A 17,037-nucleotide genomic window follows, 5' to 3' on the forward strand; every position below is an offset into this window, starting at 1 on the left:
GCGCTTTGGCGCCCTCTCCCCTGCCGCTAGAGTCGATGAACATCTAGCGGAACCGCCGGTTCGTATCGGCCGTTATCCCAGTTCGATTTGTCAAAACCGACCGCCGGGCGATGCCCGGCCGGCTGTTCGGCCGTATCCGGGCGAAGGAATGATGATGGCCAAAGGCCAAGAGCGCGACATCGAAGACACTGGCCACTCGGAAGCCCTCGTCCTGCCGGAAAAGATCGTAGCCGAGCGAACCCTGCCTTCCGATGCGGGCGCCAGACCCGTTCGGGAGGAGCAGCCGGTTGCGGACGAAAAGGGAGGCGGGACCAAGCGCCTGTCCGTTTTCGGCTTTCATCGGGCGTCGCGGCCGCCATGGAATGACCCGATGCCCGTGCGTGAAGAACTGTTCGGCATCGAACGGCTCGAACAGCACGCCGCGACCCTCGCACTCGCGCAACCGGTGACGCGGCGGCCGCCCTCCGTCCAATCCTTGCACAAACGATTGAAGAACAATGCGGCTGTCCTGCTCGCCGCTTACCGCGCCAGTGCGTTCGAGGTCGAGAACGAGCGCGGCGTCGTGCCGGCGGCGGAATGGCTGCTCGACAACTACCATCTGATCGAGCAGCAGATCCGCGAGATCCATGACGATCTGCCGCCCAACTACTACAAGCAACTGCCCAAGCTCGCCGAAGGTCCCTTCGCCGGCTATCCGCGCGTCTTCGGCATCGCCTGGGCCTTCGTCGCGCACACCGACAGCCATTTCGATCCGGAGACGCTCGTCCGGTTCATTTCCGCCTACCAGAAGGTCCAGCCGCTGACGATCGGGGAACTGTGGGCGGTGGCGATCACCTTGCGCATCGTGCTCGTCGAAAACCTGCGAAGGCTGGCCGACCAGATCACCGCCGGGCGCGGGATGCGTGCTGAGGCGGACGCACTGGCCGACCGGTTGCTTGCGGACGATGCGGGACGCGGCATGCTTCACAAGGTGTCGACCGATCCCTTGCCCGAGCTCGTCGCTGCCCAGCTTGCCAAACGCCTCCGCGATCAGGATCCCAGCACGACGCCGGCCCATGGCTGGCTGGAGATGCGGCTGGCCCAGCAGGGAACGTCGGTCGATGCCGTCGTGCGCCACGCCCAGCAACGCCAGGGCGCGTCCAACGTCACGATCCGCAACATCATCACCAGCATGCGGCTGATCTCCGATGTGGATTGGGCCGATCTGTTTGAAAGCGTCAGTCTCGTCGATGCACGGCTATCGGCTGAGGGCAGTTACGCCCACATGGATTTTGCCACGCGCAACCTCTACCGCAGCGCCATCGAGGACCTCGCCCGCGGCTCGGATATGTCGGAGCTCGACATTGCCGGCCACGCGCTGGAGGCCGCACGCGAAGCACCGGTCGAGGGCATCGCCGCGACGGAGGCCGAACGCATGGCCGATCCGGGCTATCACCTGATCGCGGAAGGGCGGCCTGCCCTCGAGCGTGTCGTCGGCTTCCGAAAGCCCCGGCGCCTGATGTTCGGGCGCCTGGTCGCCCGGGTGGGTATTGTCGCCTATGTCGGGGCGATCAGCCTCGTGACGGTGCTCCTTCTCGCGCTCGCCCTTATGCTGCTGTCGAGTTTTGGTCTTTCCCCACTCGCCATGGTTTCCTTCGCCGTACTGGCGCTGCTGCCGGCGACCGACATCGCGACCGCGCTCATCAACCGTTGCGTGAGTTGGAGCCACGGTGCCGTCGGCCTGCCGGGCATGGAGCTGACGCAGGGTGTTCCGCAAGTGTCGCGCACGCTCGTCGTGGTGCCGACGCTGTTGAGCAACCGCGCTGAACTGCTGGAGCAGATCGAACGGCTGGAGGTCCATCATCTGTCCGGTGCCGGCGGCGACCTAAGTTTCGCGCTGCTGACCGACGGCAAGGATGCGTCGCAGGAGACAGTCGAGGGCGACGCAACACTTCTCGACCTCGCCGTCGAGACCGTGGCGGACCTGAACCGTCGCCATGGCCCCGGCCCGGCCGGCGACCGCTTCCTGCTGCTGCACCGCAAGCGCCGCTTCAATGCCAGCGAAGGTGTCTGGATGGGCTGGGAGCGCAAGCGCGGCAAGCTGCACGAACTCAATCGCCTGCTGCGCGGCGCCACCGACACCAGTTTCATGGCGCTTGCGGGAAAACCGCCGGCCGTTCCGCCGGAGGTACGCTACGTCATCACCCTCGATGCGGACACGAAGCTGCCGCGCGATACGGCCCTGCGGCTGATCGGCAAGATGGCGCATCCGCTCAACCGGCCGCGTTTCGATAGCCGACAGCAGCGGGTCGTCGATGGCTACGCAATCATCCAGCCACGCGTCACACCCTCGCTTCCCGTCGGGCGTGAAGGCTCGCTCTACCAGCGGGTTTTTTCGGCACCCGGCGGCATGGATCCTTATGCCGCGGCCGTTTCTGATGTCTATCAGGACCTCTTCGGCGAAGGCTCCTACACCGGCAAGGGCATCTATGACGTCGATGCGTTCGAGGCAGCCCTTGCCGGGCGCATTCCGGATAATACCCTGCTCAGTCACGATCTTTTCGAGGGCACGTTTGCGCGGGCCGGGCTCGCCTCGGATGTCGAGGTGGTCGACGACTTTCCGTCGCGCTACGACGTCGCAGCCCGGCGCCAGCACCGCTGGACGCGCGGCGACTGGCAATTGCTGCCCTGGATTTTCGGAAAACGGCCGCTCCCTGCGCTCGGTCGCGGGAAAATGCTGGACAATCTGCGCCGCACCCTGATCGCCCCCTCGACGTTCCTGGCCCTCGTCGCCTGCTGCGCGATGCCGTTGCAGGCGGGAATAGTGGGTGCGTTGATGCTCGCCTCCAGCATCGCCATTCCCGCTTTCCTGCCGGTGCTGTTCGCCATTCTGCCGCGGCGCAGCGGCTTGCAACTGGACAGCCATGCGATCAGGCTGGCTGCCGACATCAAGCTGGCCGCCATGCAGACCGCGCTTGGCCTTGCTTTCCTGCCCGATCAGGCATGGCGCAACAGCGATGCCATCATCCGGACTTTCTATCGCATGCTGGCGACACGCCGGAAGCTTCTGGAATGGACGACCGCGGCAACCTCCGGAAAACGCACGCGGCTGACCCTTACCGGTTTCTACCACGATATGGCGGGCGGCACGGTTGTGGCATTGATCCTGCTGGCGGCCGCCGTTGCGTTTTCGCCGGCCGCCTGGCCGCTGGCACTGGTCCTGTCTCTGCTCTGGCTTGCCGCACCCGCCATCGCGCTCTGGGTCAGCCGGTCCCCGACGGCAAGACCGGGCAAGGTGCTTTCGGACGCCGATGCGGCACAGTTCCGGCTGGTTGCGCGGCGCACCTGGCGGTTTTTCGAAACCTTCGTCACGCCGACGGACAACATGCTGCCGCCGGACAATTTCCAGGAAACACCGGCACCCGTCGTCGCGCACCGCACCTCGCCGACCAATATCGGCCTCTACTTCCTGTCAACGGTTGCCGCCCGCGACTTTGGCTGGATTGGCACCCTCGAAGCGCTCGAACGGCTGGAAGCGAGCTTCACGACACTCAAGCGGCTCGACCGTTTCAACGGGCATTTCTTCAACTGGTACGATACGCGTGATCTCAGGACCCTCGAACCGGCCTATGTGTCGTCGGTCGACAGCGGCAATCTCGCCGGCCACCTGATCGCGCTGGCGAATGCCTGTGAGGAATGGGCCGAGGCGCCCCCCGCTGAAAATGTCCAGGGTTTTCGTGATACGCTGGCGCTCTCCCGCATGGCGCTTGCCGAGATACCCGGAAAACAGAGTGCCGGCCTCGCATCGGTTTTCGACGAGATCGAAACCCTGCTGGGCGGCCCGCAATCCATCGAGGCCGCAACGCCCGCCTTGACACGCCTTCTCGACAAAGCGCTGAAGCTGGCGCAGCAGACGGGACCGGCCGATAGCGGTGCGACCGTTGAGCTTTTGTTCTGGATTGCCGCACTCGCACGCTCCGTCACCCAGGCGGCGCGCGACCGGCAGGCCTTGCATGACGATGCCGTATCCTTGAAGCAGCGGCTTCAGGCGGTTGCGGACACGGCCCGCTCGATGGCGCTCGACATGGATTTCGCCTTCCTGTTCGATCCGGACAGGAAGCTGCTGTCGATCGGCTATTCGCTCGCCGACAACGGCCTCGACCGGAATTGCTACGACCTGCTGGCCTCCGAAGCGCGCCTTGCGAGCTTCTTCGCCATCGCCAAGGGCGATATCAGCACGCGGCACTGGTTCCGCCTCGGCAGGGCGGCCACGCCGCTCGGCAGCGGGTCGGCGCTGATCTCCTGGTCGGGCTCGATGTTCGAATACCTCATGCCGTCGCTGGTGATGCGCGCGCCTTCGGGAAGCCTGCTTGCCGACACCAACCGGCTGATCGTGGCGCGCCAGGAAGACTATGGGCGGTCGCGGGATGTGCCGTGGGGCGTGTCGGAATCGGCCTATAATGCGCGCGACATCGAGTTCACCTACCAATATTCCAACTTCGGCGTGCCGGGACTGGGCCTCAAGCGGGGGCTGTCGGGCAACATGGTCGTCGCCCCCTATGCCACCGGCCTTGCCGCCATGGTCGATCCCCATGCGGCACTCGATAATTACAAGCGCCTGGAGGCACTGGGTGCCCGGGGCGTGCACGGTTTCTACGAGGCGCTGGACTTCACCCGCGCCCGTCTGCCTGAAAACGAGAGCGTCGAAATCATCCGCGGCTACATGGCCCACCACCAGGGCATGACCATCGTCGCCATCGCCGTGCTGCTGCAGGACGGGCGCATGCGCAGCCGGTTCCACCGCGAGCCGATGATCATGGCCAGCGAGTTGCTGCTGTCGGAACGCATGCCGCGCGATGTTGCGATCGCCCGCCCGCGGGCAGAAGAGGTCAAGGCGTCTGCCGGCATCTCGCTGAACCCCGCGCCGTCGGTTCGCCGACTGCAATTGCCCGTCGCCGGAGCGCCGGTGACGCATCTGCTGTCCAATGGCCGTTATGCGGTCATGGTGACGGCATCGGGCGGCGGCTACAGCCGCTGGCGCGACATCGCCGTCACGCGCTGGCGCGAGGATGCAACCCTCGACGACTGCGGTGCCTTCATCTTCCTCAGGGACATGCAGAGCGGCATGGTCTTTTCCCCCGTCGCACCGGCGACCGGCGACAGGGCCGACACTTCGGTGGTCTTCGGGGAGGACCATGCGCAGTATATCCGCCATGACGATACGCTGACGACGGAGATGGATGTCATCGTCTCTGGCGAGGACGACGGCGAGGTACGCCGCATCTGCCTCACCAACAGCGGGCGACGGGCACGCGACATCGAACTGACCTCCTATGCCGAACTGGTGCTCGCCACCACGGCGACCGACAATGCGCATCCCGCCTTCGCCAAGATGTTCATCGAGACCGAGCATCTCGCCGAATACGGCGCGCTTGTCGCGACGCGCCGTCGCCGGACGCCCGCGGAACCCGAGATCTGGGCCGCCCACTTCGCCGTGGTCGAGGGCGATGCCATCGCCGATCCGCAATACGAATCCGACCGCGCCCGTTTCCTCGGGCGCAACCGCTCCATTGCCACCGCCGCCGCCATCCATGACGGGCAGGCGCTGTCCAATACCGCGGGAACGGTGCTCGACCCGATCTTTTCGCTGCGCCACAGCATACGGGTTCTCCCTGGCAAGGTGGCGCGGGTCGCCTTCTGGACGATCGTCGCAGGCTCGCGGGAGGAGCTTCTCGAACGCATCGACAAACATCACGACAGGAGCGCCTTCGAGCGGGCGAAGACGCTGGCCTGGACCCAGGCCCAGGTGCAGCTTCACCATCTCGCCGTGGACCTCGAGGAGGCGGCGGACTTCCAGCGCCTGGCAGCGCCCATCCTCTATGCCGATCCGCGCTTCCGCCCAGCCTCGGACGCCATTCTCGCCGGTGCCGGTCCGCAATCCGGTCTCTGGCCCTATGGCATCTCGGGCGACCTGCCGATCGTGCTGTTCCGCATCGACGACGTCGAGGACCTTCCCCAGCTGCGCCAGATGCTGCGTGCCCACGAATATTGGCGCATCAAGCGGCTTGCCGTCGATTTGGTGATCGTCAACGAGCGGGGTGCCTCCTATGTGCAGGACCTGCAAAACGCCATAGAGGCGGCCGTGCGCTCCAGCCAGTCGCGCCCCCGTTTCGGTGACATGCCTGCGCAGGGTGCAGTGTACGTGCTGCGCGCCGACTTCCTGAACCAGGACACGAAGAACCTGCTGGGCGCGACCGCGCGGGTGGTTCTGTCGGCCCACCGTGGCCTGATCGTCGACCAGCTCGCGCGTCTGTCCGGGGTGGTCGAGCGGGCGGTTCCGCTGGTCACCCGCCTGCCGTCGAGGCCCTCGGCTGAAACGGTGGCCCAACCCGAAGCACTCGAGTTCTTCAACGGACTGGGGGGATTTGGCGCAAACGGCAAGGAGTATGTCACCGTCCTGGAAGGTGGTTCGACGACCCCGATGCCGTGGATCAATGTGATCACCAACCCTGCCTTCGGCTTCCAGGTGTCGAGCGACGGCAGCGCCTATACCTGGGCCGACAACAGCCGCGAGAACCAGATCACGCAATGGTCCAACGATCCGGTCGGCGATCCATCCGGCGAGGCGCTCTATATCCGCGACGAGGACACGCTCGACCTCTGGAGCCCGACGGCCCAGCCGATCCGGGATGGGGGCCGTTATGTGGCGCGCCACGGCTTTGGCTATAGCCGCTTCAGCCATCGCGCATACGGCATCGAAAGCCAGCTGCTCTCCTATGTGCCGCTCGCCGACCCGATCCGCATTTCGCGATTGACGCTCACCAACCATTCGTCCCGACCGCGCCGCCTGTCGGTCACAAGCTATGCCGAATGGGTGCTGGGCACGCTACGTGGGGCAAATGGACCCTTCGTATCGACCTCTCTCGACACCGAGACAGGGGCGATCCTTGCCCGCAATCGTTGGGCCACGGCCTTTCCCGGCCGCGTCGCCTTTGCCGATCTTGGCGGACGACAGACCGCCTGGACCGCCGACCGCACGGAATTCCTCGGGCGCAATGGCAGCCCCGCAATGCCCGCGGCCCTCAGAGATCGAGCGGCGCTCGGTGCGAAGGTCGGCGCGGGCCTTGATCCGTGCGCGGCCTTGCAATGCGTGATCGAACTCGGCGCCGGTGAAAGCGTCGAGATCGTCTCCTTCCTCGGCCAGGCCGCCTCAGTCGAGGAGGCCGGCGCACTTGTCGCCCGCTATCGCGCCACAGACCTCGACGCCGTGCTGGCAGAGGTTACCGGTCATTGGCAAACGGTTTTGGAGACCATTCAGGTCCGGACGCCGGATCGGGCGATGGACATCATGCTCAACGGTTGGCTGCTTTACCAGACGCTCGCCTGCCGCATATGGGCGCGCTCCGCCTTCTATCAGGCAAGCGGTGCCTATGGCTTCCGCGATCAGTTACAGGACGGCATGGCGCTAGCCTTCACCCGACCGGAGGAGACGCGTGCGCATATCCTGCGCGCCGCCGGACGGCAATTTGCCGAAGGGGACATGCAGCATTGGTGGCTGCCCCATTCGGGCGCCGGCGTGCGCACCCGGATTTCCGACGACCGGGTCTGGCTCGCCTTCGCCGCCGCGACCTATATCGCAACGGCTGACGATGCGGCGATCCTCGACGAGGCCATTCCCTTTCTGGACGGGCCTGCCCTCGGTGAAGGGGAGCATGACGCCTTCTTCCAGCCGACGCCGTCCGGTGAGGCCGCCTCCCTCTTCGAACATTGCGCCCGCGGCCTCGACCAAGCAATCGCGCTCACCGGCAGGCACGGCCTGCCTCTGATGGGCACCGGCGACTGGAACGACGGCATGAACCGGGTGGGCGAGGGCGGGGAGGGCGAAAGCGTATGGCTCGGCTGGCTGCTGATCCGCACGATCGACCTGTTCGTGCCGCTAGCCGAGACCCGTGACCCTGACCGCGCAGCGCGCTGGAAAGCGTATGCCGCAGCGCTCAAAACCTCTGTCGAGCGCGAAGCCTGGGATGGGGCCTGGTATCGGCGGGCTACCTTCGACGATGGCACGTGGCTGGGCTCGAAGGACAGTGAAGAGTGCCGGATCGACAGCATCGCCCAGTCCTGGGCGGTCCTGTCGGAGGCTGCTGATTCCGCCCGCGCCGCAACCGCCATGGCGTCGCTGGAAAGCCACCTGATCCGCAAGGAGGACGGCCTCGCCCTCCTCTTCACGCCGCCTTTCGACACCACTCCGCGAGACCCGGGCTACATCAAGGGCTATCCGCCCGGCCTGCGGGAGAATGGCGGCCAGTACAGCCATGCCGCCATGTGGGCCATCCTTGCCTTCGCCAGGCTCGGACAGGGGGACAAGGCGCACGACCTCTTCGCCCTCCTGAACCCGATCAACCACGCAAGCACGCCCGAGGCGACGGCGCGCTACAAGGTCGAGCCCTATGTCGTGGCCGCCGACGTCTATTCGGTCGTGCCCCATGTCGGGCGCGGCGGCTGGACATGGTACACTGGGTCTGCCGCCTGGATGTACCGCGCCGGGATCGAGGGGATCCTGGGCCTGCGTAGGGAAGGTGCGGTCCTCATCGTTGAGCCTTGCATGCCCAAATCATGGCCGCGGTTCGAGGTGACAGTCAAAGTGGATGACACCCACTATGATATCCGCATCCAGAGAGCCGTGGATCAGGCAGAAAACTCGCCCTATGCGACATTGAACGGCTCCCCGTTGCCCTATGCCGGCGGCCCAATCCGGGTACCGTTGAATGGGGGTAGCCATGCTGTCCTGGTTACGGCATGTGGCGGCAAATATGTCAACACCTGAAGCTCGGAATCTGTGCGCCGTCTGCAAGTTCCCCAAGGCGGTCAAAGCGTTTTAGAAAGGTTCGCCATAGCCGCCGCAAGTCAACTTTTGGAAAGGCGACAGGCTTCTCCCTCTTGCAAAGCTGAGAGGAACAAGAAGCCTTCGTCGGTAGCAATTCCGTTTGCGTTCAATTCTGTTCGGTTCATCGATAATGTGGTGTGTTTGGCACTGCGCTCATGTTACGAGGCCCTCCGAACAACACAACGAGATACCCCGATGCTTCCTTGGATTCAGCTGGATCGCGCAACCATTCCCGGTGACGGTGGCGAGCTGCGCTTGAAGCAGCGGGGTAGCGAGTTTTCCATCATGCTTGGTGCGACGGAGCTGATGAACAGCAGGCTGAGCGGCTCGGAAGAGGCGCTGGCGACGCTTGGCTGCGAGCGGATTGCGGGCCGTAAAAACGCTGGCGTCTTGATCGGCGGCCTCGGCATGGGGTTCACGTTGCGGGCCGCCCTTGGCGCCCTGTCCGACGACGCCCGTGTCGTCATCGCGGAGCTCGTTCCGGCGATCGTCGATTGGGCGCGCGGACCTATGGCAGATCTCCACAATGGCACACTCGACGATCCACGCGTCAAGATCCATGTCGGTGATGTCGGCGCGCTGATCCGATCGACGAAGGCGGCCTACGATGCCATCCTGCTTGATGTCGACAACGGTCCCGATGGTTTGACACGGGCTTCCAACGACAGCCTCTATGACCACAACGGCCTTCGTGCCGCCAAGGCTGCCCTGCGCGCTGGCGGCGTGCTGGGTGTCTGGTCATCCGCGCCGGATAGTGCTTTTACACGCCGATTGCGTGACGTTGGCTTCGCCACCGACGAGGTGAACGTGCGTGCCAATGGTAAGCGCGGCGGTGCCCGCCATATCCTGTGGATGGCGACCAAACGTTAGGAGGAACCGGCATTCATCGCAGCCAAATCATCGCGGCGGCGAGCGGTGCAAGCGGCGAGGACATGTCGAAGACGTGTGTTCCATGGCAGCCCATTGGTTTTGTGCCTCGGTGACGCGTCGCTGATGGCGGAACCGCGAGTTGATCTCGTCCTCACCCATACCGTCGTCTTCCGTGTTGGAGCCCTTCGGCGTCATCGCCACACCCTGAACCCGCTTTGCGCGGCTTGTCGGGGCGTCAAAGATCCTCTGAAATCTATGGGGATGATAGGTCTGGGAGCGTTCGGTCATGATGGCTCCCTCGAATGAGGAATCGTTGTGCAGGGGGACGCAAGAAACAACCTGACCATTCCCCTTCGAATTGATCCCAGCCAGCGACATCCGGCTACCATAAAATATAGGCCTGCGCTGTGATTGAGAGAACCACGATGGAGGGCACGACAGGGCCTGTCGATTTGATTTTGGGTCTGAAATCGGTCTTCGTACATTTGGCGCGGCGGCACGTTCAACACGTTGAAAACACGCGATTCCCGCGTTTGGGAAAAACGAGCGTTCGCTTCGAGGGCGAAAACATTACCGTGGGCAAATTTACGTTACTTTGACCGTTCCTGAAAATTCGTCACGGTGTCGGGTTTGCCGTTTTTGCACGGTGTCTCATTCTTTTGGCCTCACGTCTCATATTGTGCATTCGGCATAGTAATACAATTGACAGTTTCAGCGGGCTGCAACTCCATGGAAAAATATGGGTCCAATTGGACCTGCGGTGCCGTGACAAGAAAAAAACAAAGCGCGCCGCTCCGGATTGGGGAAGTGCAGACATGGACCAGCATACGTTTGAAGACAGCGCGGTGGCGTTTCGCGTGCCACCGTTCGAATTTCTGAGCGCGGCTGGATTTGCACAGACCCGAGACCGGCTGATTGCCGGCAAGCTCGCCCTCTACGAAGGCAACCATCTGTTCAACCGGCTGATCCTGGAGGAGGGCCGTTTTCTCTGTTATCTCGCGGCCTTGTCGCTTCATGCCGGTCAGGACATGGCGCAGCCGTCCACATGGCTGACGCTCGGGCGCCTGCAGCGCGAAGTGACCGAACTGGGTGTCGCGAGCCGCAACCGCGTCGAGGCGCAGGTCTCTTGCCTGCGCAAATACGGGTTTCTGACACAGCAATCGCACGCCTCGGATCGGCGCGTTCGGCTGCTCGTGCCGAGCGCTACCCTTCTGGCCCGCGATGCCGGCATCCTCGGGCTTCTCGTGACAGCCGTATCGGATTTCGGCCTGTCCCCCATCGGGAAACACAGCGGTCCGCTTCCCGCGGATCTGCATCGTGCCATGCGGCGTGTGACATTGGCGCATCTGTCGGGCCTTAGCCGGCTCATCCGCCGGCATTTGCCGCTTGCCCCGTTCTTCGCGCACGACTGCGGCTATATGATCCTGCTGCTTCTCTTGCGCGACGCGCGGGAAAACGGCGATAGCATGGTTCCCACCGGGTACCAGAGGCTCGCCACGCAGACCGGTGTTTCACGCACCCATGTCCGTCGCATCATCGAGGCCGCGCGTGACGCCGGTCTGCTGACGACGGAGACGCGTGGGGGTCACGATATATGCCTGACGCCATCGATGTGGCATGCCGCCAATCGCTGGTTTGCAGACAACATGGCCCTGACCGACCTGCTGCTGCGCGAAGCAACGGTCCGCCCTCCGGGCGCGGTCGACTAACGGTCACGAAGCAGAACCTGCGGCGGCGAGAAGGATGGCCAGACCAACATGCGTCAGGTGATGCAGGGTCTGGTCCACGCCGAGAAGCCACCAGAAGGCCGATTGCCGGGGCGTCAGTTTCTGGCGGCGTGTAGCGATGCTCTTCAGCCGGTCTATGGTGCCGTGAACCAGGGCGTCGGCAAGGCCGAGCCAAACCAGCGGTGGCGACACGAGGAGGAAGAGGGCGGCGGTCAGTGCCCCATGCAGGCCCGCATGGGCTGCAAGCGGCAGGAACCAGCCGTCCGGCTGTTCCTTGCCCGCCACCATCCAGTCCGTCTGGAGCAGAAAATCCGCCAGGAAGTGTTTGGCGAGGAACGCCACCAAGGCGGCGGCGATCCACGCGGTCGAGATCTGGTCCGGTACGTCGATCATTCCACTCCCGTCTGCCTGGCGGCAGAAGCAGGCGGCCTAGTGGCCGCCGGCCTCGATGATGCCCTTGGTCAGACTGCCCGTCGCCGGATAGAGCGGGATCAGGCAGGCCTGGAGCGCATGATAGATGTCGCCCTTGCCGGCGAAAAGGGTGTAACTCGGCACAAGATCTTCGGTGAGTTCTTCATGCCAGCCGCCGCGGTCCTGATCGAGGAAATGGCGGGCGATTGAATCCCAGATCTTGCGGTACCAGATCTCGTGGAAATCGCTCGGCACGTGTTCGGCAAGGAAGGCTGCCGCTCCGACACCCTCGGCCATCGGCCACCACAGCTTGTTGCGCTTTGCCGGCGCGTCGTCCCAGTCGAGCGTATAGAAGAAGCCGCCCTTTTCCGTGTCCCAGCCAAGCGCGATGGACTGTGCGAAGAGCGCCTTGGCCGCTTCCGGCATCCAGGCGTGTTTCTTGCCGCCGAGGGCATAGAGCTGGAGGATGAGGCGGGCCCATTCCAGCCAATGGCCGGGTGTGGTGCCGGAGGGGCGGAACATCTCGTGGCCGCGATACGCCTTGTCGAGCACCCAGTTCTCGTCAAAATGCTCGGGCACGCGAAAACCGTTTTCACCCGCGTGGCGGCGAATGACGAGGTCGGCGATGCTTGTCGCCTTGTCGAGATAGGTCTTTTCGCCCGTCGCCTCGAAAGCCGCCATCAGCGCTTCCGTGAGATGCATGTTGGAGTTCTGGCCACGGTAGCCGGCGACCGGCGTCCAGTCCGCATCAAACTCTTCCGCAATCGCGCCGTATTTGTCTTCCCAGAAGCGCTTTTCCAGCACGTCTGTGACATCGGCGATCATGCGGTCGGCGTCTGGATGGCCGGCAAGCTTCGCGCTCGACGCGGCAAGCAGCACGAAGGCATGGCCATAACCCTGCTTGCTGGAATCGAGAAGGCCGGAATTGTCGAGCGACCAATGGTAGCCGCCGCGCTCCTGGTCACGGTGCTTTTCCCAGAGGTATTTCATGCCGTGATCGACGAGATCGTCGGAGCCCGGACGGCCGAGCAGGCTGCCGATGGAAAAGCAATGCACCATGCGGGCTGTCGAGTGGATGCCACGCACCGGATTTCCGGCGTTGAGCGGGCGGCCTTCGGCATCCAGCTCGTGGAAGCCGCCGACCGGATTGAAGGCCCGGTTCTGGAAGAAATCGAAGAGGCGGTTTGCTTCCCGCCAGAGCCATTGACGGTGATAGTCGCGCTTGCGCCAAGCCGTACCAAGATGTCCCGTTGCGCCCATGATGCGTTCTCCTTTTTGATCGGTCCGCATTGTTGTGCCCGATGCCGGGGCTTCGCCGGAGCGCGGGGGGAGTTGCCGTGGCGTGGGGATCACGCACGGCCCGCAACGCTCGCAATGACGGCTGGCCTCGACTGGTGGGGAGGGGAGTTATGGCCCAGAACGGAAAGTGTCGCAACCCAGGACGGGATGCCTCTAGCTGGCTTGATAGGCCGGTCCCGGGGGGCTCACTACCGAAGGGTGTGATCTGCTTCTCGTCGAAATCGTCAGACAGAAGCGCGTGCTGTCCCGGCCACGCCGGTGACGATCCGCGCGATTTCCTCCGCCGCATGCGTCGCGCCGGCCGCCTTGTGCATCTTCGCTGCATTGGTCTTCAGCCGCGCATGCATCGCCTCGTCACTGAGCAGGCCTTCTATTGCGTCCGCAAGCTCGGCGTCGCTCCAATCGTAGCGGCCAAGCCGCCGTCCGACGGCAGTTTCGGCGGCGCGTGCCGCGTTGTCGTGGCCGTCCCAGCAGTAGGGCATGATCAGTGAAGGAACACCGAAATAGAGCGCTTCGCAGAAGGAGTTGTTGCCGCCGTGGTGAATGAACAGGCTCGCCTGCTCGACCACCGAGGGCTGCGGGAACCAGCTGTCGATGAAGACGTTGTCCGGTACCTCGCGGTACTCCTCCCGCCAGTGCCCGGCATTGACGAGGAAGCGATAGGGAAGTGTCGCGAAGACGCTGATCATGCGCTTCATCATGGTAACGTCCATTGCGCCGAGCGAGCCAAAACTCGTCAGCACCAGGGGCGCTTCGTTGTGGCTGGCAAACCGTGGCGGCGTGTAGGGCGCCTCATGGCGCACGCAGCCGTCAAGGAAGACGAAAGTGGCCGGATCGAGTTTCTGACGGCGCTCATGTCGGATTATGTCCGGCGCAAGCAGCAAGTTCAGCCAGGGCGATGGATCGAGGAAATTCGGCGACGTCGGCGCCTTGAGGCCGCACTCGGCGAGGAAGCCGGCGAAGCGCTTGTGAGCCGGTGCTACCGTCCTTTCGTAGCCCGCAGCAAAGTTCGACCATGCCGCGCGCTCGTCGCCGCCACAGCCGGAGAGGTAGGGCGGGACGTTCTCGTCCGGAATTTCCGTCTCGGCGCAGGAAACGACGCGGATCCACGGCACGCCGGCATTGGCGACGGCCGGGAACATCACGACGTTGTCGAGCACGATGGCATCCGGCTTCAGCCGGCCGAGAAGCTGACGCAACGGCTCTTCCACGCGCATGGCCGTATCGACGATCGCCTCCCAGGTCGGGCCGACATAGCTTTCGAGCTGGTCGAGCGGCGCCTGGCGAAAGGCGTCCTGGTGGCGTTCGATGAAGTCGTTCCAGTCTGTCGGCACGGCATCGGCGTCGGTCAGCTGGTATTCGGCGAAACCATACTCTGCAAAGACGCCGCTGAAGCCAGGGTGACAGATGAAGACCGGCCGGTGGCCCAGACGCCGCAGTTCCTGGGCGATGCCGACGCAGTTCAGCGCCGCGCCGTAGCTCGCTTCCGGAAATAGGGCGATGGTCTTTGCTGGCGCCATGGGGACTAACGCACGACAAGCTTGAAGGCGGGAGGGACGCCACGGCCGGCGAGCCGGGGGCGCTGCGATTGGGAGAGCTGTATATGCACACGCATCAGATCGGCGGCAAGCTCCATCTGGCCGCGCTCGATCTGCTCGAGGATCTGGATATGTTCGAGATTTGACTGCATCAGCCGGAAGGCGTTGAGATGGCCTGCCGGCGGGCTCGCGCGGCGGCGGCGGTGATGATTGGTCAGCGCTTCGGCCATGAAGGGATTGCCGCAACAGCGCGCGATCAGCAGATGGAAATCGAAGTCCGTGCGGTCGAAGAGTTTGCGGTCGAACGTCGTCTCGTTCATGCCGCGCAGGATCATCATCGATTGGCGTAGCGCCGTCATCGCTGGGATGTCCCGCTTGAAATCGGGCAAGGTCAATGCCAGCGGCTCGGTCGCAAGGCGGAATTCATAGCTCTTCGCCGCTGCGTCGCCGCTAATAGCGAAGTGTTTTAGCAGCCATTGCTGGCCGGCGCCGCGCTCGGCAAGATTTTCTTCTGACAGTTTCATCAGCGCATTTTGTACCGCCTGGCGCGAGACACCGTAGCGGCGCTGGAGACCGGCAACGGTCTGGCTCTCGGTTATGCGCCCGGCTGAAAGGTCACGCAGGATCGCCGCATAGATTTCGTTTTCGCCGTCCCCATCCGCAGTGTCTTCGAGCCGCGCCGTGGCGACCGGATCGGCGGCGAGAAGATAGCCGCCCTCGGCATCGGCCGTCACTAGCCCTCGTTCGGCAAGTATCTGCAAAGCCTTGCGGATCGGTGTTCTGGAGACATTGCAGAGTGACGCGAGGGCCTGTTCGGCCAGCCGTTCGCCTGGCGCCATGCCGCGTTCACCGGCGACATCCAGTATTTTTTGCGCCAGCTCGACATGGCGAAAGTTGGTGCGTTTCGGCTCAGGGGTCATCTGCGGCATCCGCCCTCCATCACCGCGCATGCTGCCCTTTGAGGCGTTGTTTCGCAAGTCCGGATAAACGGTTTTGCGATCGCTGCACAAAAATAGAGAAAGCCTATTGACGTATTTTTTTTCTAAATAATACTGCCATGCGACGGGAACGAGACCGGAGAACCGGCACGCCCTTCAAAGAGGTAGGAACAATCGAAACAAGGGAGTCTTCCGTGAACGTGAAGAACCGACTGACTGCGCCCGCAGCGGCCGCGGCGCTTCTTGCCGCCAGCCTTTCGGCGGGCGCGGCCTCCGCCGCCGATCTCGTCATCTCGAACTGGGCCGGCTACATGGCCCCGGACATCGCCGATGCCTTCAAGGCCGCGACGGGGCTGGAGATCGAGGTCGTCAACCACGCCACCAACGAAGAGGTCATGGGCAAGCTGATGGCGAGCGGCGGCAAGGGCTATGACGTCGTCTTCGTCTCCTCGCCCTTCGCCGAAATCCTGAACGGGCAGGGGCTCGCCGAGCCGATCGACAAGGCCGCCGTGCCGAACCTCGCCAATCTCTACCCGGAAGCGACGGCGCTCGCCTATGACCCGGGCAACGCCTTTTCCGTGCCCTATACCTGGGGCACGACGGGTCTCTGCTATCGCTCCGACCTCGTCGAAGGCACGCCGGACAGCTGGATGAACCTGCTGCAGCCGACGGACAAGCTGAAGGGCAAGACCACGATGCTCGCCACCGACCGCTGGCTGATGGCGGCGGGCGAACTGGCCAAGGGCTTTTCGGTCAACGAGAAGGATCCGGCGAAGCTGGAAGAGGTGAAAAACCTCCTGGTCGAGGCGAAGAAAACCTTGCTCGCCTATGACGACACCACCTTCTATTCCAAGCTCGTTTCGGCGGAAGCCTCGCTGGTGCAGGCCTGGGACGGATGGTGCAATTACGGCATTACCGAGAACAAGGACATCAAGTTCGTCGTGCCGAAGGAAGGCTCCGACCTCTGGATCGACACGATCGTCGTGATGAAGAGCTCGGAAAACAAGGAAGCGGCGATGAAGTTCATCAACTTCATCCTCGACGCCAAGAACCATGCCTGGGCGGCCCAGAACATCCTTTACAAGGTGCCGAACAAGGCGGCGATGGAAAGCCTCGACAAGGCTCTGGCCGAGCAGTACCCGAACATGGCGATGGCCCCGGCAGAGCTCGTCAAATACGAGCTGCTGCGTGATCTCGGCACCGCGCAAAAAGACTATTCCCGCATCGTGAGCGAGATCAAGGCCGCGAACTGATCGCGCGCCTCCTCCGTGGCGGTTCGCGCTGCCACGGGCATTTCCAATCCTGAACCCATTGATGCGCGGGCGCCGGTTGCGGCCCCGCGGGAGCACAATATTGTCCATCAACGCCACCAGACCGACCCTGCTCGCCGC

Annotated in this window: 8 protein-coding genes; 4 read left to right on the forward strand and 4 right to left on the reverse strand. The window is 63.8% G+C overall.

What is annotated here, in order from left to right; all coding sequences use genetic code 11:
* The first annotated feature begins 370 nt into the window (after positions 1 to 370).
* From ACT6VE_RS07100 to ACT6VE_RS07110, 3 genes are all read left to right on the forward strand, one after another.
* A complete protein-coding gene (locus ACT6VE_RS07100; RefSeq protein ID WP_444798252.1) occupies positions 371 to 8,803 on the forward strand; it encodes a GH36-type glycosyl hydrolase domain-containing protein in 8,433 nt (2,810 codons plus the stop codon).
* 255 nt (positions 8,804 to 9,058) lie between these two features.
* Positions 9,059 to 9,733 (forward strand): hypothetical protein, encoded by a 675-nt coding sequence (locus tag ACT6VE_RS07105; protein WP_444797916.1) that lies wholly within the window; start codon positions 9,059 to 9,061, stop codon positions 9,731 to 9,733.
* 815 nt (positions 9,734 to 10,548) lie between these two features.
* Entirely contained in the window at positions 10,549 to 11,442 is an 894-nt protein-coding gene (locus ACT6VE_RS07110) for a hypothetical protein (protein WP_444797917.1), read from the forward strand.
* Between the two features lie 3 nt (positions 11,443 to 11,445).
* On the opposite strand, the gene ACT6VE_RS07115 is transcribed toward ACT6VE_RS07110, so the two are convergent.
* From ACT6VE_RS07115 to ACT6VE_RS07130, 4 genes are all read right to left on the reverse strand, one after another.
* Positions 11,446 to 11,853 (reverse strand): DUF3307 domain-containing protein, encoded by a 408-nt coding sequence (locus ACT6VE_RS07115; RefSeq protein ID WP_444797918.1) that lies wholly within the window; start codon positions 11,851 to 11,853, stop codon positions 11,446 to 11,448.
* A 36-nt stretch (positions 11,854 to 11,889) separates the two neighbouring features.
* Positions 11,890 to 13,134: an AGE family epimerase/isomerase gene (locus tag ACT6VE_RS07120; RefSeq protein ID WP_444798253.1), complete on the reverse strand. Its 1,245-nt coding sequence runs from the start codon at positions 13,132 to 13,134 to the stop codon at positions 11,890 to 11,892.
* 260 nt (positions 13,135 to 13,394) lie between these two features.
* The gene (locus ACT6VE_RS07125) at positions 13,395 to 14,690 is read right to left on the reverse strand and encodes a glycosyltransferase (protein ID WP_444797919.1); all 1,296 of its coding nucleotides are present in this window, start codon (positions 14,688 to 14,690) and stop codon (positions 13,395 to 13,397) included.
* Between the two features lie 5 nt (positions 14,691 to 14,695).
* Positions 14,696 to 15,637, reverse strand: a complete 942-nt coding sequence (locus ACT6VE_RS07130; protein ID WP_444797920.1) for a GntR family transcriptional regulator — start codon at positions 15,635 to 15,637, stop codon at positions 14,696 to 14,698.
* 203 nt (positions 15,638 to 15,840) lie between these two features.
* On the opposite strand from ACT6VE_RS07130, the gene ACT6VE_RS07135 reads away from it, so the two are divergent.
* Positions 15,841 to 16,899, forward strand: coding sequence for a polyamine ABC transporter substrate-binding protein (locus ACT6VE_RS07135; RefSeq protein ID WP_444797921.1), 1,059 nt, complete (start codon positions 15,841 to 15,843; stop codon positions 16,897 to 16,899).
* The last annotated feature ends 138 nt before the right edge of the window (positions 16,900 to 17,037 follow it).

Origin of the sequence: Shinella sp. (assembly GCF_052438155.1) — a bacterium.
Taxonomy (GTDB): Bacteria; Pseudomonadota; Alphaproteobacteria; order Rhizobiales; family Rhizobiaceae; genus Shinella.

Excerpts from the sequence above, each read along its gene's own strand:
- ACT6VE_RS07115 (WP_444797918.1), bottom strand. The coding sequence starts at position 11,853 with ATGATCGACGTACCGGACCAGATCTCGACCGCGTGGATCGCCGCCGCC.
- ACT6VE_RS07130 (WP_444797920.1), bottom strand. The coding sequence starts at position 15,637 with ATGCCGCAGATGACCCCTGAGCCGAAACGCACCAACTTTCGCCATGTC.
- ACT6VE_RS07100 (WP_444798252.1), top strand. The coding sequence starts at position 371 with ATGCCCGTGCGTGAAGAACTGTTCGGCATCGAACGGCTCGAACAGCAC.
- ACT6VE_RS07110 (WP_444797917.1), top strand. The coding sequence starts at position 10,549 with ATGGACCAGCATACGTTTGAAGACAGCGCGGTGGCGTTTCGCGTGCCA.
- ACT6VE_RS07125 (WP_444797919.1), bottom strand. The coding sequence starts at position 14,690 with ATGGCGCCAGCAAAGACCATCGCCCTATTTCCGGAAGCGAGCTACGGC.
- ACT6VE_RS07105 (WP_444797916.1), top strand. The coding sequence starts at position 9,059 with ATGCTTCCTTGGATTCAGCTGGATCGCGCAACCATTCCCGGTGACGGT.